The 21,257-nt window shown below is 65.8% G+C and carries 23 protein-coding genes and 1 tRNA gene; 5 read left to right on the top strand and 19 right to left on the bottom strand.

What is annotated here, in order from left to right:
* The 5 genes from Q8M13_RS02090 to Q8M13_RS02070 all read right to left on the bottom strand — a co-directional run.
* A partial coding sequence (locus tag Q8M13_RS02090) for an HIT domain-containing protein (RefSeq protein ID WP_305297967.1) occupies positions 1–287 on the bottom strand: 287 nt, incomplete at its 3' end.
* A gap of 78 nt (positions 288–365) precedes the next feature.
* Positions 366–1,529, bottom strand: a complete 1,164-nt coding sequence (locus tag Q8M13_RS02085) for a GNAT family N-acetyltransferase (RefSeq protein ID WP_305297964.1) — start codon at positions 1,527–1,529, stop codon at positions 366–368.
* The gene (locus Q8M13_RS02080) at positions 1,526–2,272 is read right to left on the bottom strand and encodes a glycerophosphodiester phosphodiesterase family protein (RefSeq protein ID WP_305297963.1); all 747 of its coding nucleotides are present in this window, start codon (positions 2,270–2,272) and stop codon (positions 1,526–1,528) included. Before Q8M13_RS02080 ends, Q8M13_RS02085 begins: the two co-directional genes overlap by 4 nt.
* On the bottom strand, positions 2,269–2,730 hold the full coding sequence (locus tag Q8M13_RS02075) for a RidA family protein (protein WP_305297962.1): 462 nt from the start codon (positions 2,728–2,730) through the stop codon (positions 2,269–2,271). The genes Q8M13_RS02080 and Q8M13_RS02075 overlap by 4 nt, the downstream gene beginning before the upstream one ends.
* A gap of 112 nt (positions 2,731–2,842) precedes the next feature.
* Complete coding sequence (locus Q8M13_RS02070; protein WP_305297961.1) at positions 2,843–3,274, bottom strand: phasin family protein; 432 nt, start codon at positions 3,272–3,274, stop codon at positions 2,843–2,845.
* A gap of 281 nt (positions 3,275–3,555) precedes the next feature.
* On the opposite strand from Q8M13_RS02070, the gene Q8M13_RS02065 reads away from it, so the two are divergent.
* Positions 3,556–4,848 carry a D-alanyl-D-alanine carboxypeptidase gene (locus tag Q8M13_RS02065; RefSeq protein ID WP_305297960.1) on the top strand — a complete coding sequence of 431 codons (1,293 nt, stop codon included), beginning with the start codon at positions 3,556–3,558 and terminating at the stop codon, positions 4,846–4,848.
* Position 4,849: 1 nt separating this feature from the next.
* Here the strand turns inward: Q8M13_RS02065 and Q8M13_RS02060 are convergent, their stop codons facing one another.
* Together Q8M13_RS02060 and Q8M13_RS02055 are read right to left on the bottom strand one after the other, a co-directional pair.
* Positions 4,850–5,269, bottom strand: coding sequence for a DnaJ domain-containing protein (locus Q8M13_RS02060; protein ID WP_305297959.1), 420 nt, complete (start codon positions 5,267–5,269; stop codon positions 4,850–4,852).
* Between the two features lie 12 nt (positions 5,270–5,281).
* Positions 5,282–6,106, bottom strand: a complete 825-nt coding sequence (locus Q8M13_RS02055; protein ID WP_305297958.1) for a division plane positioning ATPase MipZ — start codon at positions 6,104–6,106, stop codon at positions 5,282–5,284.
* Between the two features lie 166 nt (positions 6,107–6,272).
* Here Q8M13_RS02055 and panC point away from each other — a divergent pair, with 166 nt between their 5' ends.
* A complete protein-coding gene (gene panC, locus Q8M13_RS02050; protein WP_305297957.1) occupies positions 6,273–7,124 on the top strand; it encodes a pantoate--beta-alanine ligase in 852 nt (283 codons plus the stop codon).
* Positions 7,125–7,127: 3 nt separating this feature from the next.
* On the opposite strand, the gene Q8M13_RS02045 is transcribed toward panC, so the two are convergent.
* Together Q8M13_RS02045 and Q8M13_RS02040 are read right to left on the bottom strand one after the other, a co-directional pair.
* Positions 7,128–7,529 carry a DUF1489 family protein gene (locus tag Q8M13_RS02045; protein WP_305297956.1) on the bottom strand — a complete coding sequence of 134 codons (402 nt, stop codon included), beginning with the start codon at positions 7,527–7,529 and terminating at the stop codon, positions 7,128–7,130.
* Between the two features lie 6 nt (positions 7,530–7,535).
* Positions 7,536–8,372, bottom strand: a complete 837-nt coding sequence (locus Q8M13_RS02040) for an enoyl-CoA hydratase-related protein (protein ID WP_305297955.1) — start codon at positions 8,370–8,372, stop codon at positions 7,536–7,538.
* 96 nt (positions 8,373–8,468) lie between these two features.
* Here Q8M13_RS02040 and Q8M13_RS02035 point away from each other — a divergent pair, with 96 nt between their 5' ends.
* A complete protein-coding gene (locus Q8M13_RS02035) occupies positions 8,469–10,250 on the top strand; it encodes a patatin-like phospholipase family protein (protein WP_305297954.1) in 1,782 nt (593 codons plus the stop codon).
* 262 nt (positions 10,251–10,512) lie between these two features.
* Here the strand turns inward: Q8M13_RS02035 and arcA are convergent, their stop codons facing one another.
* Positions 10,513–11,775, bottom strand: a complete 1,263-nt coding sequence (gene arcA, locus Q8M13_RS02030; RefSeq protein WP_305297953.1) for an arginine deiminase — start codon at positions 11,773–11,775, stop codon at positions 10,513–10,515.
* Between the two features lie 14 nt (positions 11,776–11,789).
* The gene (locus tag Q8M13_RS02025; protein WP_305297952.1) at positions 11,790–13,217 is read right to left on the bottom strand and encodes a basic amino acid/polyamine antiporter; all 1,428 of its coding nucleotides are present in this window, start codon (positions 13,215–13,217) and stop codon (positions 11,790–11,792) included.
* 184 nt (positions 13,218–13,401) lie between these two features.
* Between Q8M13_RS02025 and Q8M13_RS02020 the strand changes: the two genes are divergently transcribed.
* A complete protein-coding gene (locus tag Q8M13_RS02020) occupies positions 13,402–14,208 on the top strand; it encodes a helix-turn-helix domain-containing protein (RefSeq protein ID WP_305297951.1) in 807 nt (268 codons plus the stop codon).
* Here Q8M13_RS02020 and Q8M13_RS02015 read toward each other — a convergent pair.
* The 5 genes from Q8M13_RS02015 to Q8M13_RS01995 all read right to left on the bottom strand — a co-directional run bounded on the left by Q8M13_RS02015 (position 14,205) and on the right by Q8M13_RS01995 (position 17,987).
* Positions 14,205–14,618, bottom strand: a complete 414-nt coding sequence (locus Q8M13_RS02015) for a DUF3574 domain-containing protein (protein WP_305297950.1) — start codon at positions 14,616–14,618, stop codon at positions 14,205–14,207. The genes Q8M13_RS02020 and Q8M13_RS02015 overlap by 4 nt on opposite strands.
* A gap of 50 nt (positions 14,619–14,668) precedes the next feature.
* Positions 14,669–15,988, bottom strand: a complete 1,320-nt coding sequence (locus tag Q8M13_RS02010; RefSeq protein WP_305297949.1) for a glycoside hydrolase family protein — start codon at positions 15,986–15,988, stop codon at positions 14,669–14,671.
* 69 nt (positions 15,989–16,057) lie between these two features.
* Complete coding sequence (mgtE, locus tag Q8M13_RS02005) at positions 16,058–17,488, bottom strand: magnesium transporter (protein ID WP_305297948.1); 1,431 nt, start codon at positions 17,486–17,488, stop codon at positions 16,058–16,060.
* A 63-nt stretch (positions 17,489–17,551) separates the two neighbouring features.
* Positions 17,552–17,636, bottom strand: a tRNA-Leu gene (locus Q8M13_RS02000).
* Positions 17,637–17,684: 48 nt separating this feature from the next.
* A complete protein-coding gene (locus tag Q8M13_RS01995; RefSeq protein WP_305297966.1) occupies positions 17,685–17,987 on the bottom strand; it encodes a FliM/FliN family flagellar motor switch protein in 303 nt (100 codons plus the stop codon).
* 29 nt (positions 17,988–18,016) lie between these two features.
* Between Q8M13_RS01995 and lipB the strand changes: the two genes are divergently transcribed.
* Positions 18,017–18,742 (top strand): lipoyl(octanoyl) transferase LipB, encoded by a 726-nt coding sequence (lipB, locus tag Q8M13_RS01990; protein ID WP_305297947.1) that lies wholly within the window; start codon positions 18,017–18,019, stop codon positions 18,740–18,742.
* Here the strand turns inward: lipB and Q8M13_RS01985 are convergent, their stop codons facing one another.
* The 3 genes from Q8M13_RS01985 to Q8M13_RS01975 all read right to left on the bottom strand — a co-directional run.
* Entirely contained in the window at positions 18,743–19,153 is a 411-nt protein-coding gene (locus tag Q8M13_RS01985; protein WP_305297946.1) for a DUF805 domain-containing protein, read from the bottom strand.
* Positions 19,150–21,126, bottom strand: coding sequence for an acetyl/propionyl/methylcrotonyl-CoA carboxylase subunit alpha (locus tag Q8M13_RS01980; RefSeq protein ID WP_305297945.1), 1,977 nt, complete (start codon positions 21,124–21,126; stop codon positions 19,150–19,152). The genes Q8M13_RS01985 and Q8M13_RS01980 overlap by 4 nt, the downstream gene beginning before the upstream one ends.
* Positions 21,127–21,134: 8 nt before the next feature.
* The coding region (locus tag Q8M13_RS01975) for a hypothetical protein (RefSeq protein WP_305297965.1) at positions 21,135–21,257 on the bottom strand (123 nt) is incomplete at its 5' end.

Genomic DNA, 21,257 nt, shown 5'->3' with positions numbered 1-21,257 from the left:
CCGTTGAACTGGGTGACCACGATGCCGTCCGGATTGAGCGCCGAACGCACCGCCCGCGTGACGCGCTGCACGCCCAGGATCAGGGGCGCCAGGACCGCGGGATCCTCCTCCAGCAGATTGCGCGCCGTGGAGTGCTTGGGGATCACCAGCGTATGGCCGCGGCTCTGCGGAAACACGTCCATGAAGGCGAAGACCTCGCCGTCCTCGAACACCTTGGCGCAAGGCATCTCGCCCCGCAGAATCTTGGCGAAGATGTTGCCGTCCTCGTAGGTCCCGTCCAGGCTCATCGCGCGCTCCTCAAAACTGGTGAGACGGTGGTAGCCCATAGGCTCCGGAGACGGAACCAGGGCTGGCTCCGCACTCGACTAGTCGCCCTGCCTAAACGGCGAGTACTCGTCAGCCAGCCACTCCATTTCCCCCTCCACCGCTTCGCGCTCCCGTTGCAGGAAGTCCTCGACCGGCGCGCGCAGGCGCGGATCAGCGATGAAGTGCGTCGAGTAGACAGGGCTGGGCAGATAGCCGCGAGCGATCTTGTGCTCACCCTGGGCCCCGGCCTCCACCCGAGCCAGACCGCGCGAGATCGCGAAGTCGATGGCCTGGTAATAGCAAAGCTCGAAGTGGAGGAACGGCACCTCCTCAACGCAGCCCCAATTGCGCCCGTAAAGGCAATCATCGCCGATCAGGTTCAGGGCGCCGGCGATCCAGCGGCCGTCACGCCGCGCCATCACCAGCAGCACCCGTTCCGCCATTCGCTCGCCGAGCAGCGAGAAGAACAATCGATTCAGATAGGGCCGGCCCCATTTGCGCGAACCGGTGTCCATGTAAAAGGCGAAGAAGGCGTCCCAGTGATCCTCGGTGATCTGGCTCCCGGTCAGGGAGAAGATCTCAACCTGCCCCTGGGCCTCGCGGCGCTCCCTTCGGATGGTCTTGCGACGCCCCGAAGACAGCGCGCCAAGGAAGTCGTCAAAGGTCGCGTAGCCGCGATTTTCCCAATGATACTGGCGGCCCTGGCGCAGGGAGAGGCCCTGCTCGCCCATCCACGACCACTCTTGCTGGGTCGGAAAATTCACGTGGAAGGATGACGCCTCATAGCGCTCGCACAGCGCCAGGGCGCCGCCGAGCAGCAGCGGCCAGGCCTCCTGCGCGTCGACATCGGGCCGCACCAGCAGGCGCGGTCCGGTGGCCGGCGTGAACGGCGCGGCCGATATCAGCTTGGGATAGTAGCGACCCCCGGCCCGCTCGTAGGCGTCGGCCCAGGCATGGTCGAAGACGTATTCGCCCTGGCTGTGGGATTTCAGATAGGCCGGCATGACCGCCGCCACCTGCCCTGCCTCATCCAGAACCGATAGGTGCTGGGGACCCCAGCCGGTGCGCTCGACGGCGCAATTGGCCTCCTCGACGATGTCGAGAAAATCAAAGGAGACAAAGGGGTTGCCCTGATAGGCAGGATTCCTCGCGCAGCCATCCCACGCCTCTCGCCCGATTTCGGCGATACGGCGGCTGATTTGCACCGCCGGCTTGAGGCTCACGCGGCGAAGCCCTCAAAAATGAGATTATCGCAGTGATCCTTCACTGCGTCCCACTGGCCCGGTTCCCGCACTGTCCAACAGACCACCGGCATCCCATCGGCGCGATACTTCGCGACCCGCTCGTCCGGAAGCATGTCGATATGCATGGCCAGGAAGTGCGGCCGCGCGATCGCCACATGCTCGAGCCGAGCGAACGATTCGCGCTGCACCTCGGCCAGATGCGGCGCGCGTTTGTAGTCATAGCTGTCGAGGCCGCGCAGCACGCCGGGGAACCGGTCGGCGAACCAGGCGTGGGAATAGGGATTGAAGCCGATCACACAGGTAGGACCCACATGGTCCATCAGCACCTCGTGGACACGCTGCTCCAAAGGCCCGACTTCGCCATATGGCGTCTTCAACTCGACATGGACCATGGCGCGCCGGCCAATGACCGCCAGGGTCTCCAACAGGGTCGGTACATATTCCTCCGTACCGGCCAGCCGCATCTGCGCCAGATCATCGACGCTGTAGTCGCGTATTCGGCCCTCGGCTCCGGTCATGCGCTTCAGATGGTCGTCATGAAAGACCACCGCCTCGCCGTCAGCCGAAAGCTGGACATCGAGCTCGACGCCGTAGCCGGCCTGACAGGCCGCCTGAAAAGCGCCAAGCGAGTTCTCCGGCGCGCCGTCCGGAGACCACAGCCCGCGGTGCGCCACCGGCGGGTGAAACAACAGATCCCAGCTTTCGCCGAAGGTGTTCTTCACCGAACTTCCACCACGGCGTCGACCTCGACGGCGAAGTTGAGCGGCAGGCGGTAGACGCCCACCGCCGAGCGCGCGTGCTTTCCGGCGTCGCCGAACGCCGCGACCATCAGGTCCGAAGCGCCGTTCACGACCTGGGGAATATCGAAGAACTCAGGGCCGGACTGGACGAAGCCGCCTAGCTTCACCACGCGAACAACACGATCGAGATCGCCGTCGCAGGCCGCGCGCATCTGGGCCAGCAGGTTGATTCCGCAGATCCGCGCCGCGCCCTTGGCGGCCTCCAGATCGACATCCTCGCCAACGATGCCGCGCACACCGCCGCCGGCGTCGAGTGAAACCTGGCCGGAGATGTGAACCAAGTTTCCGGCCCGGACAAAGGGCACGTAGTTGGCGACGGGCGGGTTGGGCTGCGGCAGCGTGATTCCGAGCGCGGCGAGACGTTCTTCGACCTGGGACATACCGAAGGTCTAACGCTCGGACCGGAGCCCGAAAAGAGAAAAGGCCCGCGCCATGAATGACGCGGGCCCTTCCAGGGGAGATGCCTCAGATACGCGAGGCGACTGGAGGTTCTTAGCGAGCGGCTTGGAGGCGCTCGACGGCGGCGGTGACGCGCTCGTTAAGCGGCTTCACCGAGTCCTTCACCGAAGCCGACACGATCTCCGACATCTTCGAGAACTCGGCCATGTACGCTTCGAGGGCCGACTTGGCGAAGGTGGTTTGCAGCTCGACCACTTCCTGAATCGACTTGGCGCCGGACAGCGACTTGGCGGCGGCCACTTGGCTTTCGACGGCCTTCTTGGAATAGGCCATCGCCTGCGCGCCGAGGGCTTCAGCGCCCTTGGTCGAAGCGGTCACCGAAGCGATGACGGCTTCGAGGTTCTTCTTGGAATGGGCGTTGACCTCGTTCAGCGAGGCTAGCGACTTCTCAACGGCGTCCTTGAACGCGACGTTGCCGGCGGTGGTGAACTGTTCGACGGTGTTCTTGACGGTTTCAGCGGCCATGACGGGCTCCTGGATCGAGGTTGGGCGGCGGTCGCCGCAGCGCAAACGGGGGACGGGATAGCCTCAAATTTCGAACAGGGTTTTCTCATGTTGCAGTGCAGCAGTCAAGCGACTTTGTTGCAGTGCACAATCGCTCATCACGCGAGTGTTGATCGAAATCGCCGCGACAAAACGGCTCGTTCAAGTCCTGTTTACCATCACGCAAGGCTCAGGCTGTCATGTTAGGATTCTTCCAAGGCGGCGCTGCGTCGCCCAACCCCTTGTAACGACGGACGAACCGTATGTTCGAGCGCGCCCGCCGCCTGCTTGCGTCAATCGCCATAGCCGCCGCGACCGCTGTCGCGCCGGTGGCTTCGACCGCCCAGGCCCAGATCCCATATCTCCAGCTGCCCGAAAGCCAGCCGAAGTACGCCGCGGTTGTCGTCGACGCAAAGACCGGGGAGGTTCTGTATGCCAAACGCGCAGACAGCCCTCGGTATCCCGCGTCGATCACGAAAGTGATGACTTTGTATCTGGCGTTCGAGGCGTTGCAGTCCGGTCGGATCAAGCTGAGCGATCCGGTCGAGATATCTCCGCGCGCCGCCGCCCAGTCCCCGACCAAGCTAGGCCTTCGTCCCGGCGAGACCCTGACGGTCGAGCAGGCCATGCAGGCCCTGGCCATCAAGTCGGCCAACGACATCGCCGTCGCCCTGGCTGAAAAGCTGGGGGGTTCCGAAGCCCGCTTCGCCGCCATGATGACCCTGCGCGCCCAGGAACTGGGCATGCGCAACACCCGGTTCGTCAACGCGTCGGGTCTGCCCGACAGCCGCCAGATCTCCACGGCCCGCGACATCGCCATCCTGTCGCGCGCGGTGATGCGGGACTACCCACAGTACTACAAGCTGTTCAGCCAGCAGAGCTTTACGTTCCGCGGCGTGACCATGCGCAATCACAACGGCCTACTCGGCCGCATGCCTGGCGTCGACGGCTTGAAGACCGGCTACACCAACGCCTCGGGCTTCAACATCGCGGTTTCGGCCGTGCGCGATAACCGCCGCCTGATCACCGTCGTGCTGGGCGCGCCCTCCACCGCCATCCGCAACAACAACGCCGAAGACCTGATCCTCACTGGTTTTGACGTGATGAACCGTCGCGACCGCGGCGAAAAAATCACCGTTGCCCAGAACCTGTTCGAGCCTGAGCCCCGTGGCCCTGTCGTGCGGCCGTCGATGGAACAAGGCGACAATGACCAGGATGGGCTGAAGATCGTTCTGGCGTCGGCCAAGCCCTCCCCCGCCGCCTCGCGCACCAAGCTGGTCGAAGAATCCTCGGCGCTGCGTGGTTCGAAGAAGTCGGCCGGCAAGTGGGCCGTCCAGGTCGGCGCCTTCAAGTCGAAGTCCGACGCCAAGGAACAGCTGGCCCTGGTGACCAAGCGCTTCGGCAAGCACTTCGAGCCGGCTCGCGGCGCCATCGGAAACAAGGTGGGCGGCTCCTATCGCGTCCGCTTCACCGGCTATAGCGAAGCCAGCGCAAAGGACGCCTGCCAGGCCCTAAAGGCCAAGCGTCTGGCCTGCATGGTTGTGAAGCCCACCTAGGCTACTTCTTCAAGAGACGATCCCTGGCCGCGTTTAGCTGCGCGGCCAGGCCGCTCGTCCCGCCCTTGTCGGGATGAGCCATGCGCATGAGCCGCGAATAGGCCGCGCGAATTTCCTCATGACTGGCCTCCGCGCCCACCCCCAGGATCGACCGGGCCTCGGCGTCGCCGATCTTGTTGCTACCGGCGGGCGGGGCGATGCCTGTGCGGCGGGTCGAGACCACAAGCCCCAGGCCTATGACCACAAGAACGATCGACTTCCCCCAGCCGCCGCGGATGCCGACATAGGCCGCCGCTGCAAAGCAGGCGACGGCGAAGGCTCCGGCCAGGAACCGCCACTCACGACGCTTCAAGACCGGCTTGCCTCGGCTCGCCCACAGAAGCAGCACCAGTATGGCGCAGCCGATCGCGAGATAGGTCATGAGATCGAGCGGCTACTGCGCCGCCAGGAGTTCTTCGCCGGCTGGCCCCGACAGACCCAGCGACCCAACGAGCGCCCGCAGTTCCTGGCGCGCGGCTACATGCTGCAGCGACATGGCCACAGGACGGATGGTCGGGGACAGGTCGGCGATGGTCAGGCCGAATGGGAATAGCTCGCGATAGATCACCCGGTCGCGCAGGCCAGGGCCGACGCGGAAGCCGACCCGGCGCGACAGGGCCTGGACGCGTTCATCCAGGCGCTTTCGGTTACGCGCCTCGGTCGGCGCCAGGCGGTTGCGCAGCACGACCCAGTCAATCGACTTGCCCGAGGCGACGGCGCGGGCCTTGCGGCTGTTCCAGACGGTCTCGGAATAGAGGCTGGGGCGCTTCAGATCGAGCGTCACCGGATCGACCAGGCCCAGCATGTCGAAGTCGACGAAACTGTCGTTCATGGGCGTCACGATCAGGTCGGCCAAGCCATGCGCGGCCCGGCTGATGGCTGTGTCGCCGCCGGGGGTGTCGATCAAGACGAAGTCGGCGGCCTCGGAGGCCTTGCCGAACGCATCCTCGAAATGGGCCATCGCCTCGGCGTCCGGGACCTTGGCTAGGTCCGCGCTCAGCGGATATTCCAGCGGCATGGGGGCGACTGCGCCATTGGCGTCGAGCCAGGCGCGCCGGTGCGCGAAGAAGTGTCCCATCGACTGCTGGCGCAGATCGAGGTCCAGCACCGCCACCTTGGCTCCGCCATGCATCAGCGCGGCCACGACGTGAATGGCGATGGTGGACTTGCCCGCCCCGCCCTTCTCGTTCCCGACGACGATCACCTTGGCTTGCGACATCGAATTCAAACTCCACGATTAATCGGCGGCTTCGCACCGATTCTAGTCGTTAAGGAAACCTTACAGCTACGCTCCGTCAACGCGAACGCAACTGCGACCTGTGGATGGAATGGACGACAGCCCCGGCCCGCGCCATAAGCCCCTCGCCCCTAACAGCGAGCCCATCATGCCCCAGATCGCTATCGTCCGCACTGTTGCTGATCTCCGCGCCCAGGTGGCCGCCTGGAAACAGGCCGGCGAACGCGTCGCCCTCGTACCCACAATGGGCGCATTGCATGACGGGCATCTGTCGCTGATCGCCCTGGCCAAGACAAAAGCCGACCGGGTGGTCGCCAGCGTCTTCGTCAACCCGACCCAGTTCGGGCCCAATGAGGACTTCGACGCCTACCCGCGCGATGAAGCGCGCGACGCCGACCTGCTGGCCGGGGCCGGCTGCGATCTGCTGTTCGCGCCCACCGTGGCCGAGATGTACGCGCCCGGGTTCGCCACCACCGTCAGTGTGACCGGCGTGTCCGAGCCGCTTGACGGCGCCGCACGCCCCGGTCACTTCGCCGGCGTCGCCACCGTGGTGTCCAAGCTGCTGATCCAATGCGGACCCGACGTCGCCGTCTTCGGCGAGAAGGACTATCAGCAGCTTCAGGTGATCAAGCGTGTCGTCGCCGACCTGAACATTCCAGTGCAGATCATCGGCGCCCCCACCGCGCGGCTGGAGGACGGCTTGGCCCGCTCGTCGCGCAACGCCTATTTGAGCGAGGCAGAGCGCGAGGTCGCCGGCCGCATGAACGTCGCGCTGGCCGACGCGGTGCGGCGACTGAAGGCCGGCGAAAGCGTGGAGCGCGTCGAGGCCACGGGCTTGGCTGCGCTGGAACGCGCCGGCTTCCAGCGGATCGACTATTTCGAGGTGCGCAACGCCGACGATCTATCGCATCCAGGGACCGGTCCCCTGAGCGTTCCGGCCCGGGTTCTAGCGGCGGCGATCATCGGCAAGACTCGGCTGATCGACAACATGGCGGTCTAGGCTCTACCAGGCGCCTGCTTCCCGGAGTTGGCGCGCCAGCTCCGGAGGAATGTCGCCGTCCACGCCGCTAGACAGGTCCGGCGGCGCATCCTTGACCTCGAGATAGCGCCAGCCCTGGAAAGCCCGACGCGGCGTTGGCGCGACCCTCACGAAGTTCGGATCGACGGTCACCTCGCACCGCGCGTTCGGCCCCTCGCCCACAGTATCGATCGCCAGGATCGGCTGGCGACATAGGATCACCCCCTTGAACACCCGATAGAGCGAGCCCCCCGCCGTCAATTCGGCGGCGCGCTTTGGGGTCTGGCGGGTGTGCATGACCCACGGGCGAGTTCCGCCCGCGTGCCAGGCGAGCAGGTCCTCGATGGTGTCGCAGCCCACCACCAGCTTGATCATGTGCAGGGTCATGAAGCGTCAGAGCGCCCAGGAAGGCTTACGCTTTTCAAGGAAAGCGCGGACGCCCTCCTGCCCCTCGTCGCTGATCCGGATGCGGGCGATCCGCTTGGCGGTCTCGTCCATCACGTCCTCGATGGGTTGATAGGCGACATCATCGACCAGTCGCTTGGACTCGGCCACCGCGCCGGGCGCGCAAGCCGTCATGTCGGTGGCGATCCGGTCGCGCGCGGCGTCGAGTTCCGCAGCGTCGGCGACCACCTCCGTGACCAACCCGATCTTCTCGGCATAGGCGGCGTCGAAAAGCCGCCCCGTCGCGAACAGGCCACGCGCTTCACGCGGGCCGACGGCCGCCACGACATAGGGGCTGATGGTCGCCGCGATGATCCCAAGCCGGACCTCGGAGAAGCTGAACTTGGCGTCGGACGTGGCCACCGCCATGTCGCAGGCCGCGGCGAGGCCAGCGCCGCCGCCAAACGCCCCACCCTCGACTAGGGCGACGGTCAGCGCCGGGATATCCCAGAGGCTCTTCAGCATTCGGGCCATCTGATAGGCATCGTCGCGATTGTCGGCCTCGGTGCGGTCGATAGCGTCACGCATCCATTCGAGGTCCGCGCCGGCGCTGAACGTCCCGCCCGCGCCCCGCAGGAACACCACGCGCACGCCCTCGGCGCCCTGCAGGGTCTCGAACGCCTCGTGCAGCGCGGCGATCAGCTCGGCGTTGAATGCGTTGCGCCGCAGCGCGCGGTTCAAGGTCACCGTCGCGACGCCTTCGGGCGTCGCCTCGATGTGCACCAGCTTTGATGCGGCGTCGGTGTCGGGAACCTCGACCAGCGGGTCGGCGATAGGATTGGTCATGCTGCGTACTCCTGTACGAGGCTACAACGCCGGATCGGGGCGTTTGGCTCAAGCCAAGCCATAGCCCCCCGCGACGACGCAAGCTAGGTTGGCCGTGTGGTCACCCTGCCCGACATTCCCAGCGACTCAGCGCTGGCGCGGCTCTTCTATGAAGAGCGGAACCAGGGCGACGCCGCCTGGTTCGCCCTGCCCGGCGGCGCGACGCTTTTCGAGGCCGGCGAGGCGGCCGACCACCTGTACTTTCTTCGCGCCGGCCGGTTGGGCGCGTTCCGAAAGGAAGAAGGCGGCGAGCCACAATTCCTCGGCGTGATCCGTCCCGGTGAACCGGCGGGCGAGATGTCGCTGATCACCGGCCTACCCCACAGCGGAACGGTCGTGGCCCTGCGCGACTCCGAGATATTCGCCCTGCCGCGGGACGTGTTTTTCGAGGCCTGCGAAGCCGACCCGGCGGTCATGACCGAACTCGCGCGCCTGATGATCCTGCGCAGCCGGCAGGCGGCGACCAAGGCCTCGACCGGCGAGCCGTCGGTGTTCGGCTTCGTCGCGGCCGGCGAACCGACAGCGGTCCGTTCGCTCGTCGACAAGATCGCCCGCGAGGTCGGCCAGCTCGGCTACTCCGTGACCGTTGTTGGCTCCGAAGCACAGCAGGCCCCGACCGAGTGGTTCTCCGAGGTGGAACGGAACTACGACTTCGTTCTCTACGCGGCGGAGGCGCAGGATCTCGGATGGCGTCAGGTTGTCGGTCGGCAGGTTGACCGCTTGTTCCGCGTGGCGCGCGGCGACACCGCGCCGCCTCTCGAAGGCTTTGCGCACACTACCGAGCCGCTGCAGGCTCAGAACCTCATCGATCTCATCCTGGTCCAACCGAACGCGCGGGCAAGGCCGAAAGGCTCACAGGTGTGGGTGGACGCCCTGAAGCCGGCGCGGCTCTTCCATGCTCGGCGTGACAATGTCGAGGACATCCAGCGCTTGGCGCGCGTGCTCACCGGACAGTCGGTGGGCCTGGTGCTGTCGGGCGGCGGCGCGCGCGCCTATGCGCACATCGGCGCGATCCAGGCCCTGCGCGAACGGAAGGTGCCAATAGACTTCGTTTGCGGCGTCTCGATGGGCGCCATCATCGCCGCCGGCTTGGCCATGGGCTGGGATAAGGAGGAGATGGACACCCGCATCCGCGACGCGTTCGTGTCCACCAGCCCGCTAGACGACATCGCCCTGCCCCTGCTGGCCATGACCCGCGGAGAGAAGGTGCGCGAACGACTGGCGCGGCACTTTGGCGACGTCGAGATCGCCGACCTGTGGCTGCCGTTCTTCTGCATTTCCTCCAACCTGACCACCGGCGCATATCAGCTTCACAAGAGCGGCCGGCTGCGCGACGCCCTGCGGGCCAGCATCTCCCTGCCCGGCGTCCTGCCGCCAGCGACCACCGAGGACAACAATGTCCTCGTCGATGGCGCGGTGATGAAGAACTTCCCGGCCGATATCATGCGGCTGTCCCAGCCCGGGCCGATCGTCGGCGTCGACGTCAGCCGCGGCCGGTCGATCACCGCGGACGACGTGGCGCGCCCGGAGTCCGTATGGCGCTGGATCCGCTCGGGCCAATGGCGCAAGGGGCCGCCCATCGTCTCCCTGCTGATGCGGGCTGCCACCGTCTCCTCCGGGCGCGATCTGGCGGCGGCGCGCGAGGCGACAGACGTTCTGATAACTCCCGATCTGACCGGCGTCGAAATCCGCGACTGGTCAGCCTACGAGCCGGCGGTGGAGGCCGGATATCGCTCGACCATCGAGGCCCTCGACAAGCTAGGCCGGCCGGTCACCGAGCTTCGCCGCCACGCCAGCCGACATCCGGCGACCCAAAGCCCCCCGGTCACGATCGCCTGACCGCCAGCGAGAAATTGAAGAACAGGGTTTGCGACTCCAAATTCCGCCCCCATATTGGAGGTCCTGTTCAACAGCTGAAAGGAGGTGACCCAGTGTCTCATTGTCTTCATCCGCAAGTGGAAACCGCGACTCGGGTTGCCGCTTACGAGGTCTCCAAGTAAGCGCCGAGTTGCGGGCCGCTGACGCGGTCCGACAATGGAAGGGCCGGTCCCCCCGGGGGGACCGGCCCTTTGCGTATCTGGACTACGCCTACTGACGGGGCTCAGTAATCCACGGCGTCGCGCGTGATCGGACAGGTCATGCAGTGTCCGCCGCCACGTCCACGGCCGAGCTCGGCCCCGACGATTGTCACCACTTCGATGCCTTCCTTGCGCAGCAGCGTGTTGGTGTAGGTGTTCCGGTCATAGGCGAAGACCACCCCCGGCGACGCGCAGACCAGATTGGCCCCACTGTCCCATTGGGTTCGCTCGCGCATGTAGGCGTTCCCGCCGGTCTCCACGACACGCAGCTTTTTCAATCCCAACGACTCCGCCACGACGTCGACGAAGGGCTTGTCGTCCTTCCGCAATTCGATGCCGCTGGGCCCATCGCCCGGCCGGTAGGAGAAGGCGGTGATGTTGTTGACGATATCCGGGTGGATCAGCACGCAATCCCGATCGGCGAAGGTGAAGACGGTGTCCAGATGCATCGCCGCCCGCAGCTTGGGCATGGCGGCGACGATCACCCGTTCAGCCGCGCCCTTCTGGAACAGAGCCGCGGCGAGCTGGCTGATCGCCTGACGCGAGGTCCGTTCGCTCATGCCGATCAGGACGTTGCCCTTGCCGATCGGCATCACGTCGCCGCCCTCAAGCGTCGCCAGGCCATGATCCTCAAGGGGGTCGCCCCACCAGACGTTCACCTTGCCCGCAAAGTCGGGATGGAACCTGTAGATCGCCGTGGTGAGGATCGGCTCCTCGTGGCGAGCCGGCCAGTAGAGCGGGTTCAGGGTGACCCCGCCATAGATCCAGCAGGTGGTGTCACGCGTGTACAGGGTGTTGGGCAGAGGCGGCAGCAGGTACTCGGTGACGCCGGCCGCCTCGCGGACCAGCTTCAGCATCTCCCCGCCATGTGTCTCGGGAAACTCCAAGGTCGATAGGCCGCCAATCAGGGTTTCAGCCAGCTCGCGCGCCGGCAGGCCATCCAGATAGCTTCGAATTTCATCCACCAGTCCTAGGCCGATCTGATTGGGGACCACCTGATTATCGAGGATCCAGGCCTTCGCCTCCGGAATTGCGACGGTCTCGGTCAGCAGGTTGTGCATCTCGACGACATCGACGCCTCGGTCGCGCATCTTCTGCACGAAATCGAAGTGGTCGCGCTTGGCGTTGTCGACCCGCAAGACGTCGTCGAACAACAGGGTGTCGCAGTTCGAAGGCGTCAACCGCTGGTGCGCACGCCCGGGCGCGCAGACCATCACCTTGCGGAGTTGGCCGACCTCGGAATGAACGCCGAACGGCGCGGTCGAATGAGGGTTCGCGTCTGCCATGGAAACTCCGTTGGCTAGAGCGTGATGGCGCCGGTCGCCAGACCATAGAGGCCGACGATCGCGCCAATCGCCGTGAGGATGAAAACGCCCCACTCGATGGGGGTGAAGACCCGCCTGCCCTGCTCGCGCTTGGCCCAGACATAGAGCGCCGTCCCAGGAGCGTAGAGCACCGCCGACAGCAACAGCAGGTCCAGTCCGCCGGCGAAGATCATGAAGGCGGTGTAGAGGGCCGCCACGCCGGAGAAGACCAGGTCGCGGTTCCGAATTCCCGGCGTCGCCTCATAGGTCTCGCCGCGCCCCGCGATCAGGAAGCCGTAGCCCGCCACAAGCAGGTACGGGACGAGCGACATGGCGCTGGTCAGGTTCAGCATCAGGGCGAAGGCGTCGCGGGAGAAATAGGTGCTGATCACGAAGAGCTGGACGATGATGTTGGTCATCCAGAGCGCCGCCGCGGGCGTCTTGTTCTTGTTTTCGGCGCCAAAGATTTTCGGCATGTCCTGGGTCTTGGCGGCGGTGAACAGAACCTCGGCGCAGATCAGCGACCAGGCGAGGTAGGCGCCAAGCACCGAGATCAGCAGGCCGACACTGACGAAGACCGCGCCCCAGGGGCCAACCACCGCCTCCAGAACCGCCGCCATCGAAGGTTGTCGCATACCGGCGATGTCGGCGCGTTCCAGCACGGCGTAGGGCAGCAGGGTGACCAGCACCATCAGGCTGATCACGCCCAGGAAGCCGAGAATAGTCGCCACCCCGACATCCGAACGCTTCTTGGCGTAACGGGAATAGACGCTGGCCCCCTCGATCCCCAGGAAGACGAACACGGTGACCAGCATCGTGGCCCGGACCTGATTGAACAGGCTGGCGGCGGGCATCCCCTCTCCGCCCCAGAAATTGGCGCGGAACAGGTCGGCCTTGAAGGCGAAGATCAGGATGCCGATGAACACCAGGATCGGCACGATCTTGGCGATCGTCACCACCATGTTGATGGCCGCCGCCTGCTGGACGCCGCGCAGGATCATGAAGTGGAACAACCAGATGCCGACCGAGGCGACGGCGATGGCCGCCACGGTGTTTCCGTCTCCGAAGATCGGGAAAAAGGCCCCCAACGTCGACTTGATCAGCACCCAGTAGGAGACGTTGCCGATGCAACTGCCGATCCAGTAGCCGAAGGCCGAAAGGAAGCCGGGATAGTCGCCGAACCCGGCCCTGGCGTAGGCATAGACACCAGCGTCCATGTCGGGTTTGCGTTCGGCCAGGGCCTGGAACACCCGGGCCAGCATGTACATGCCGCCGCCGGCGATACACCAGGCGATGATGGCGCCGAACGGCCCGGTCGCCGCGCCGAAGGTTCGCGGCAGGGAGAATATCCCCGCGCCCACCATGGACCCGACCACCATTGCGGTCAGGGCGAATAGAGAGAGCTTCTGCGCCTGTTGGGGCATCGCCGCGTCCTCTCGGTACGACCACGTCCCCGGAGGGCGCTCTCGCCATGAGGGGATGATCACCGGACTCAACCATAAAATGAAGGTGCGGTTTGGCAACACGCCTTTACGGGCCGGCGACTACGCCTGGACCATTACCTCACAGGTCATGGCGAGAGGGCGTCCTCACCGCTAGGCTGGTAAAATGAGCGCGACAGCAACCGCGGTGGGCGACCACCTTCGTCAATGGCGTCAACGCCGCCGCCTGAGCCAACTTGATCTGGCGTTGGACGCAGAAATCTCCACCCGGCACCTCAGCTTTGTGGAAACCGGCCGCGCGCAACCGAGCCGCGACATGGTGCTACGTCTGGCCGATCAGCTGGAAATCCCATTGCGTGAGCGCAACACGATCCTGGTCGCCGCCGGCTTCGCACCAGTTTTCCCGCAAAGGTCCCTGGACGATCCGGCCTTGGCGGCGGCCCGCAAGGCGGTGGAGATCATCCTGGCTGGCCACGAGCCCCACCCGGCCCTGGTGGTGGATCGCGGCTGGAACCTGGTCAGCGCCAACCGCATGATCGCCCCGATGATGGCCGGCGCCGATCCTGAACTGCTGAAGCCGCCGCTGAACGTGCTGCGCCTGACCCTGCATCCGAAGGGGCTGGCTCCCCGCATCGTCAATCTGCACGAATGGCGCGCCCATCTTCTGGACCGCTTGCGCCGCGAGGTGGAGCTGACCGCCGATACAGGACTAGGCGAACTGCTGACCGAGCTCAGAGCCTACCCGATCCCGGGCGGCCAGCCGCCGCGCCGGGCGCTGGACGAATATGGCGGCGTGGCCATCCCATTCCAGCTCAACACGCCAGCGGGCCTGCTGTCCTTTTTCAGCACGACGACGGTGTTCGGCACGCCCGTCGACGTCACCCTGTCGGAACTGACCTTGGAAACCTTCTTCCCGGCTGATGCGCAGACCGCTCACGCCCTTCGAGATACGGCCGCAGCCCTACCCGCCTAGAAATCGACGCAGGCCGCCTGGGTGATCAGCAGCACCGATTCCTGGCGGAAGCGCTGGGTGTAGGCCTTGCGCGCCTCGTTCAGCTTGCGGGAGTCCTCGCCATTGTTCGGCAGGACAAGGACGACGACCTTGGAGGCTTCGCGGATCAGCTTGTCCTCCGAACCCTTCCACTGGCCGCCGCCGTCGAGAACGGTCAGGCCGGCTGGAAATCGCGGCGTCAGTTCCTCATCGACGAACTTGCGGAAGGCGGCCTCAGAGACGCCGGGCTTGGCGCCGATGTTCTGACCAAAGAACAGCTGAGCCGTGCGCATGGGCTCCTGGCCCACCGGGCAGGCCGGGACGTCCAGGGTGGCGCAGCCGCCGAGCGTAAGAACGCTCGTGGCCGCCGCGATGAGGACGACACGCTTCATGGAAACGTGGTTAGCATGCGTCGCCCGGCGGGTGAAACCGGACGCCGTGGCTATTCGTCGCGCTCTTCGAGCTCCTCGGCGCCAGAGCGTCCGAGCCGATCGAGGATCATGTACACGGCGACGCCGATCAGGCCGACGCCGGCGATGCCGGCCAGCCAGACGATCGTTCCCGGGGCCAACACACCGTCATCTGTCGTGCTGGGCACATTGATCGCCCAGAACAGGCATCCGCCGAACAGCGCCACGCCGGCCGCGGCCAGCCCGACCGCCGGTGCGAAACTGGGCTTGGCCTTCCGTGGGCGGCGCGTGGCGTCGAACATCGGCGGCCCATCGGCCTCATCCTCGAATGGCGGCAAGGACGCCCGTTCAGGCTCCGGTTCGTATTCGATCTCGGCCTCGGGCAGCACGTGCTGGCGCCGGCCGCCGTTCAAGGCTTCCAGGCCATCGAACAAAGTCGGCTCTGACTCGTTCGCGGCCACCAGCTCGAGCTTCGGCGGATAGGTGACCCTCGGCGCCGGATCATCCTCCGGCGGCGTCAGGTTGAAGTCCAACTCGGCCTCCTCCCCCAGGGCATGGGGGAACGGAGCCAGGGCGGCGGCGGAAGTCTCCTCGATGATCAGCCGGGGCAGAGGGGGCGCAGCTTCGGCCACCGACCGGATGTTTGCGGCGTCATCGGCGTTGAAGAGGTTCGTCAACCGGGAGGTGACGCTGGCGGCGGCCTGGGTCGCCGGGCTCGGTTCATCGCCTTCGTCAATCGACGTCGGGCGTTCCTGCCCGGCCTCGTCATGCTCGACGATAGCGACCGGCCCCGTCAGCGATGCGGTCAGGGCGGTCGGCGCCTGGCGCGGCACCACGCCCGTGGCGTCCATGTCGAGATTGGGCCGCAGCAGCGGCGAAGGCGCAGGCACCCAGCCCTTGCTGGGCGTCAGGAACAACGTCTTCTCCGCCGAGCGGCGACGGACCAGGGCGTCGACGACGATCTTCTCACCTTCGAACTCGGCCTTGCGCCAAAGCTCCATCGCGCAGGCCGCCTGGATCAGCGCGCCCTCGTTAAGGCGGCGCAAGACCGACGAGCCGCGGAAGCTATCGACGCCAATATTGAAGGCGAACGCGGTCAGGGCGTCGAACTGGTTCTGGGTCAGCGGAGTGTAGACCCATTCGTTCACTGAGTGGGCGACCGCGATCAGGTCGTAGATGAGGAGTGCTTCGGCGTCCTGTTCCGAGACTTCGGCGCCTTCCCGAGCCGTCAGGGTGTGGCCATAGCCGATCGTCCAGCGGCCGTCAGCCAGCCGCGCCGACTTGTGGCGGTAGCCTTCAAAGCGTTTGATCAGCTCGATGGCTGACCTGGACACCTGATAACGCGGTTTCATGGTCGAATTTGACCCATCCTGACACACGGGCGCACCCGCCCAGGCATTTGCCCGCAAGATAGGGGCCGCTTAAAGCAGGATCAGAGCGGCCAGGCCCAGGAAGGCGAAGAAGCCGGTGAAGTCGGTGGCGAAGGTCACGAACACCGAGGAGGAAACCGCCGGGTCGCGGCCCATCTTCTCTAGCGTCAACGGGGCCAGCACCCCGGCCAGGGACGCCACGAACAGATTGATCATCAGCGCCAGGCCGAACGTGATGCTCAGGCGCACGTCCTTGAACAGGAAGAAGACGACCAGCCCGGTGACGGCGGCCAACGCCGCGCCATTGGCCAGGCCCACGGCCATTTCCCGGAAGACCGTCCGGTAGGCGTTGACCTCCGACAGCTCCTTGCTCGCCAGCGCGCGCACCGCGACGGCCAGGGCCTGGGTGCCGGCGTTGCCGCCCAGCGAGGCGACGATGGGCATCAGCACCGCCAGGGTCACCAGCTTGGCGATCTCGCCCTCGAAGCCGTGGATCACGCTGGCCGCCAAGGCGGCGGTGACGGTGTTGATCATCAACCATGGCAACCGGGCGCGGATGATGTCGATGACCGGCGCGTTCCGACCGGCGTCAGACACACCGGCCAGGGCGAGGATGTCTTCCTCGCTCTCGTCCTGAATGACCCCGACGATATCGTCGACGGTGATCTGGCCGACCAGGCGGCCGCCCGGCTCCACGACGGGAGCCGAGATCAGGTGATACTTGTCGAAGATGTAGGCCACCTCCTCCTGGTCCATTCCGACCGGGATCTCGGTGACGGGCTCCATGATCTGCGCCAGCGGCGTGTCGCGCCTGGCGCGCAGCAGGTGACTGACCGGCGCAGCGCCCACAGGCCTGTAGCTGGGATCGACCACATAGACGTCGAAGAACAGCTCCGGCAGATCGTCGCCGTTCTTACGGAAATGGTCGATGGTCTGGCCGACGGTCCAGAACTGGGGGGCCGCGACCACCTCGCGCTGCATCAAGCGGCCGGCGGTCTCATCCTCGTAGGCGAGCGATGATTCGATCGCGTTCCGCTCGCTCTCCGGCATGGCGGCCAGAACCTGGACGCGCTTGTCGGCCTCCAGGTCATCGACCACGTCGGCGGCGTCGTCCGAATCAAGCTCCTCAAGCGCCTTGGCCAGAGTCGCCGGTGCGACGGTCTCCAGGACCTCTTCGCGAATCTCAGTGTCTAGTTCGGAAAGAATCTCAGCGAGAGCCTCCGGCGCCAGGTGCGCCAGAATTTCTTCGCGATGATCGGCTGAAAGAAAGCCCATCAGGTCGGCCACGTCGGCCGGGTGCAGCGCCCCCAACAGATCTCGGAGGCGCTCGGCGTCGCCGCGATCGGCGGCGTCAACCACCATCGCGACGAAGTCCGGGTTTAGTGCGTAGTCCTCGCCTAGGGCGAGGTCTTCAAGATCTTCTTCCAGTTCGGGAGAAGTCTTGTCGCGAATTTCAGTCGGGTCAGCCGTTTCGCGGCTCATTCGGACCTCCCTGATTGTTTCGGACTAAGACTGTTCTACCGGCTGTTGACGACCTTGTTTCACTGGTGCGGTCGAGAAGACTCGAACTTCCACGGGTTGCCCCACAGCGACCTCAACGCTGCGCGTCTACCAATTCCGCCACGACCGCTCGTGGTGAGGCGCGGCTGTTAGCAAACGCTTTTGGGTTTGTGAAGGCCTACTGACCACCAGCCATGAAATCATACACATCTGCTGCACGGGTCACGGCGATGGAGATGCGGTCGTCGTTGATCTGAATCTCGCCGCGGGCGACTGGATGGTTGTTGGCCAGGATCCAAACCTCGTCGTTCACCCCCGCGTCGAGGGGGATCACCGCGCCCCGCCCCATGCGAAGCAATTGCTGCATCGGCAGCGTCGATCGGCCAAGAACGACCGATATCTCGACATTGACCGCTTTGACCTGACCCAAGACGAAAAGCCCTCGAAACTCTAAGACATAGGGGGCGCCAGCCTTGTTCAGCTCGCCCGATACGCCACATTGAGTCTGACATGCTTGACCGGTCGTTAACCCCACCCGCAGACGCCCCGCTCTTCGGCCGCCGGGATGGCGCCCCCGTCGGTTGGGCGATTTCCAAAGACCATGTGCCTTATCCCGAAGCCGTCGCCGCCATGGAGGCGCGCGCCCAGGCGATCGCCGAAGGCCAGGCGGGAGAACTTGTCTGGCTGCTGGAGCACCCGCCGCTCTATTCGGGCGGAGTTTCGGCCAAGCCCGGCGATCTGCTGGATCCGAATCGATTCCCGGTCTTCGCCTCGGGCCGTGGCGGGCAGTTCACCTATCACGGCCCCGGCCAGCGCGTGGCCTATGTCATGCTCGACCTGACCAAGCGCCAACGCGATGTTCGCGCCTTCGTCGCCAGTCTTGAGGCCTGGGTGATCGGAGCGCTGGGCCGCTTCAACGTGGATGGTGAAATTCGTGACGGCCGCGTCGGCGTCTGGGTCGAGCGCCGCACGCCCGGCCTGCCGATTCGCGAGGACAAGATCGCCGCCATCGGCGTGAAGCTCCGGCGCTGGGTCTCGTTCCATGGAATTTCGCTGAACGTCGAGCCCGACCTGGGCCACTTCGACGGCATCGTCCCCTGCGGTCAGACCGAGCACGGCGTGACGAGCCTTGTAGACCTCGGTCTACCGGTCACCATGGACGAGGCCGACGACGCCCTGCGCGCCAGCTTCCGCGAGGTGTTCGGCGATGTGGAGGCCGCCCTGCCGCCGATCTGATCAGGTTCCGGCCAAACCTGGCCTCAGCGGATTGGGACCATAGCGATTGGCCCCCTCCTCTCCGCCCAGTAAGCCCAGCTCGACGGCGGCCCATATCAGCGAGACGCCGAACAGGAAGTCCAGGAACCCGATCGGCTGGGGCCAGACGGCGACCAAGGCCGCGAGCACCAAAGCCGCCCACCAGCCAGACTTCCCGCGGTCGTGCAGGCGCTTGGACAGCACGCAGGCGCCTGCATAGATCAGCGCCGGATAGACGAACCATCCTGTCAGCCAATGCAGGGTGACCCCGACGACGGCCTCATAGATCGACGCCACGCCTAGCAGGATCGCCGCGGCGATGAGGAAGGGCGTGCGGGCCACGCGGCCATTGGCCGATAAAAACAGCGCGCCCCAATCGGTCTGGGCGCTCACGCGAACTCCACGAGGACTTCGTCGGCGGCGACGGAGTCTCCGGGCTTGGCGCCGACGGTCTTGACCAGGCCGTCGCGCTCGGCGCGGATGATGTTCTGCATCTTCATGGCCTCGACCACGGCGACGGCCTGTCCGGCCCGCACCGCCTGGCCGGGGACGACGTCGAGGGTGACGACCAGGCCCGGCATCGGTGAGAGGATCAGCTTGGAGGTGTCGGCCGCCTGCTTGGGCGGCAGCTTGCGGTGCAGCTCGGCCGAGCGCGGGGTCAGCACCAGCACCTTGGCGCTGGCGGCCCGGTGGCGGATCACGAAGCCTTCAGGGGCTGGCTTGACCGCCACGGTGAAGGACGTCCCGTCCAGCACGCCGCGGAACAGCGGCTGGCCCGGCAGCCAGGCTATGTCGGTCAGGCTGAGCGCGCGGCCGTCGTCGAAGGTCACGCCGAAGGCCTCGCCGCCGTTCGACAGCTTCACCCGCCGCTGATCAGGGCCGATGATCACGATCCACTCGTCGCGGACCAGCTGCGGGGCCGAGCGGGCGGTGATCTTGCGGTGCATGGCGCAGGCCACCGCCGCCAGCAGGTCGGCCTGGAAGCTGGTCGGCTCGGCGCCGCCAAAGCCCTCCGGGAACTCGTCCTTGATGTAGTTGGTAGACAGCGCTCCGGAGCGGAAGCGCTCCTGGTCCATCACCGCGGCCAGGAACGGGATGTTCTGCCCCGGCCCCTCGATGTGGAAGTCCTCCAGCGCCCGGCCCATGGCGTCGATCGCCGCCAGCCGGTCCGGCGCCCAGGTCGAGAGCTTGGAGATCATCGGGTCGTAGAACATCGAGATCTCGTCGCCCTCGCGCACCCCGGCGTCGTTGCGCACGATGGCTGCGCCGACCGATCCCTCGGCCGGCGGCAGGTAGCGCGACAATCGCCCGATCGAGGGCAGGAAGCCGCGATAGGGGTCCTCGGCGTAGATCCGGCTCTCGATCGCCCAGCCGTTGATGGCCAGGTCGTCCTGTCTGAACGACAGCGGCTCGCCGGCGGCCGAGCGGATCATCTGCTCGACCAGGTCGACCCCGGTGATCAGCTCGGTGACCGGATGCTCGACCTGCAGCCGGGTGTTCATCTCCAGGAAGTAGAAGCTCTTATCCTGGCCGGCGACGAACTCCACCGTCCCGGCGCTGTCGTAGTTCACCGCCTGGGCCAGGGCCACGGCCTGCGCCCCCATCGCCGCGCGGGTCGCGGCGTCCAGCAGCGGACTCGGGGCCTCCTCGATGACCTTCTGGTTGCGCCGCTGGATCGAGCACTCACGCTCGAACAGGTGCACCACATGGCCGTGCTTGTCGCCCAGCACCTGGATTTCGATGTGCCGCGGGCTCTCGATGAACTTCTCGATGAAGATCCGGTCGTCGCCAAAGCTCGCCTTGGCCTCGGCCCGCACCGCCGGGAATCCCTCCTCGACGTCCTGGGGCTTCCAGGCCACCCGGATGCCCTTACCCCCGCCCCCGGCGCTGGCCTTGATCATCACCGGATAGCCGATCTCGCCGGCGATCTTCAGCGCATGGGCGGTGTCGTCGATCTCACCGACATGGCCCGGCACCACCGAGACATCGGCGCGGGCGGCGAACTTCTTGCTCTCGATCTTGTCGCCCATCGCCTCAATGGCTTCAGGGTTGGGGCCGATGAACACGATCCCCTCGGCCGCCAGCCGCCGCGCGAACCCGGCGTTCTCGCTCAGGAACCCGAACCCCGGGTGCACGGCCTCCGCCCCCGTCTCGCGGCAGGCCGCCACGATCTTGTCGGCCACCAGATAGCTCTCGGACGCCGGCGCGCCGCCGATGAAGACGCTCTCGTCGGCCAGCTCCACCGCCATCGAGTCAGCGTCCGCCTCCGAATAGACCACCACCGTCGCAATCCCCATCCGGCGGCAGGTCTTGATGATCCGAACGGCGATCTCGCCGCGGTTCGCTATCAGTATCTTCGAGAACATTTGGGCGCTCACAGCGGAATATTGTCGTGTTTTTTCCAGGGATTGGAGAGTTGTTTTCCGCGTAGGTTCTTGAGCGCCCTGGAGATTCTGCGCCGGGTTGAGTGGGGCATGATGACGTCGTCGATATAGCC

It is taken from the genome of Phenylobacterium sp., from assembly GCF_030681155.1.
Lineage (GTDB): Bacteria > Pseudomonadota > Alphaproteobacteria > Caulobacterales > Caulobacteraceae > Phenylobacterium.
The sequence above is the reverse complement of the archived record's forward strand: the minus strand, read 5'-3'. Positions and strand labels throughout refer to the sequence as shown.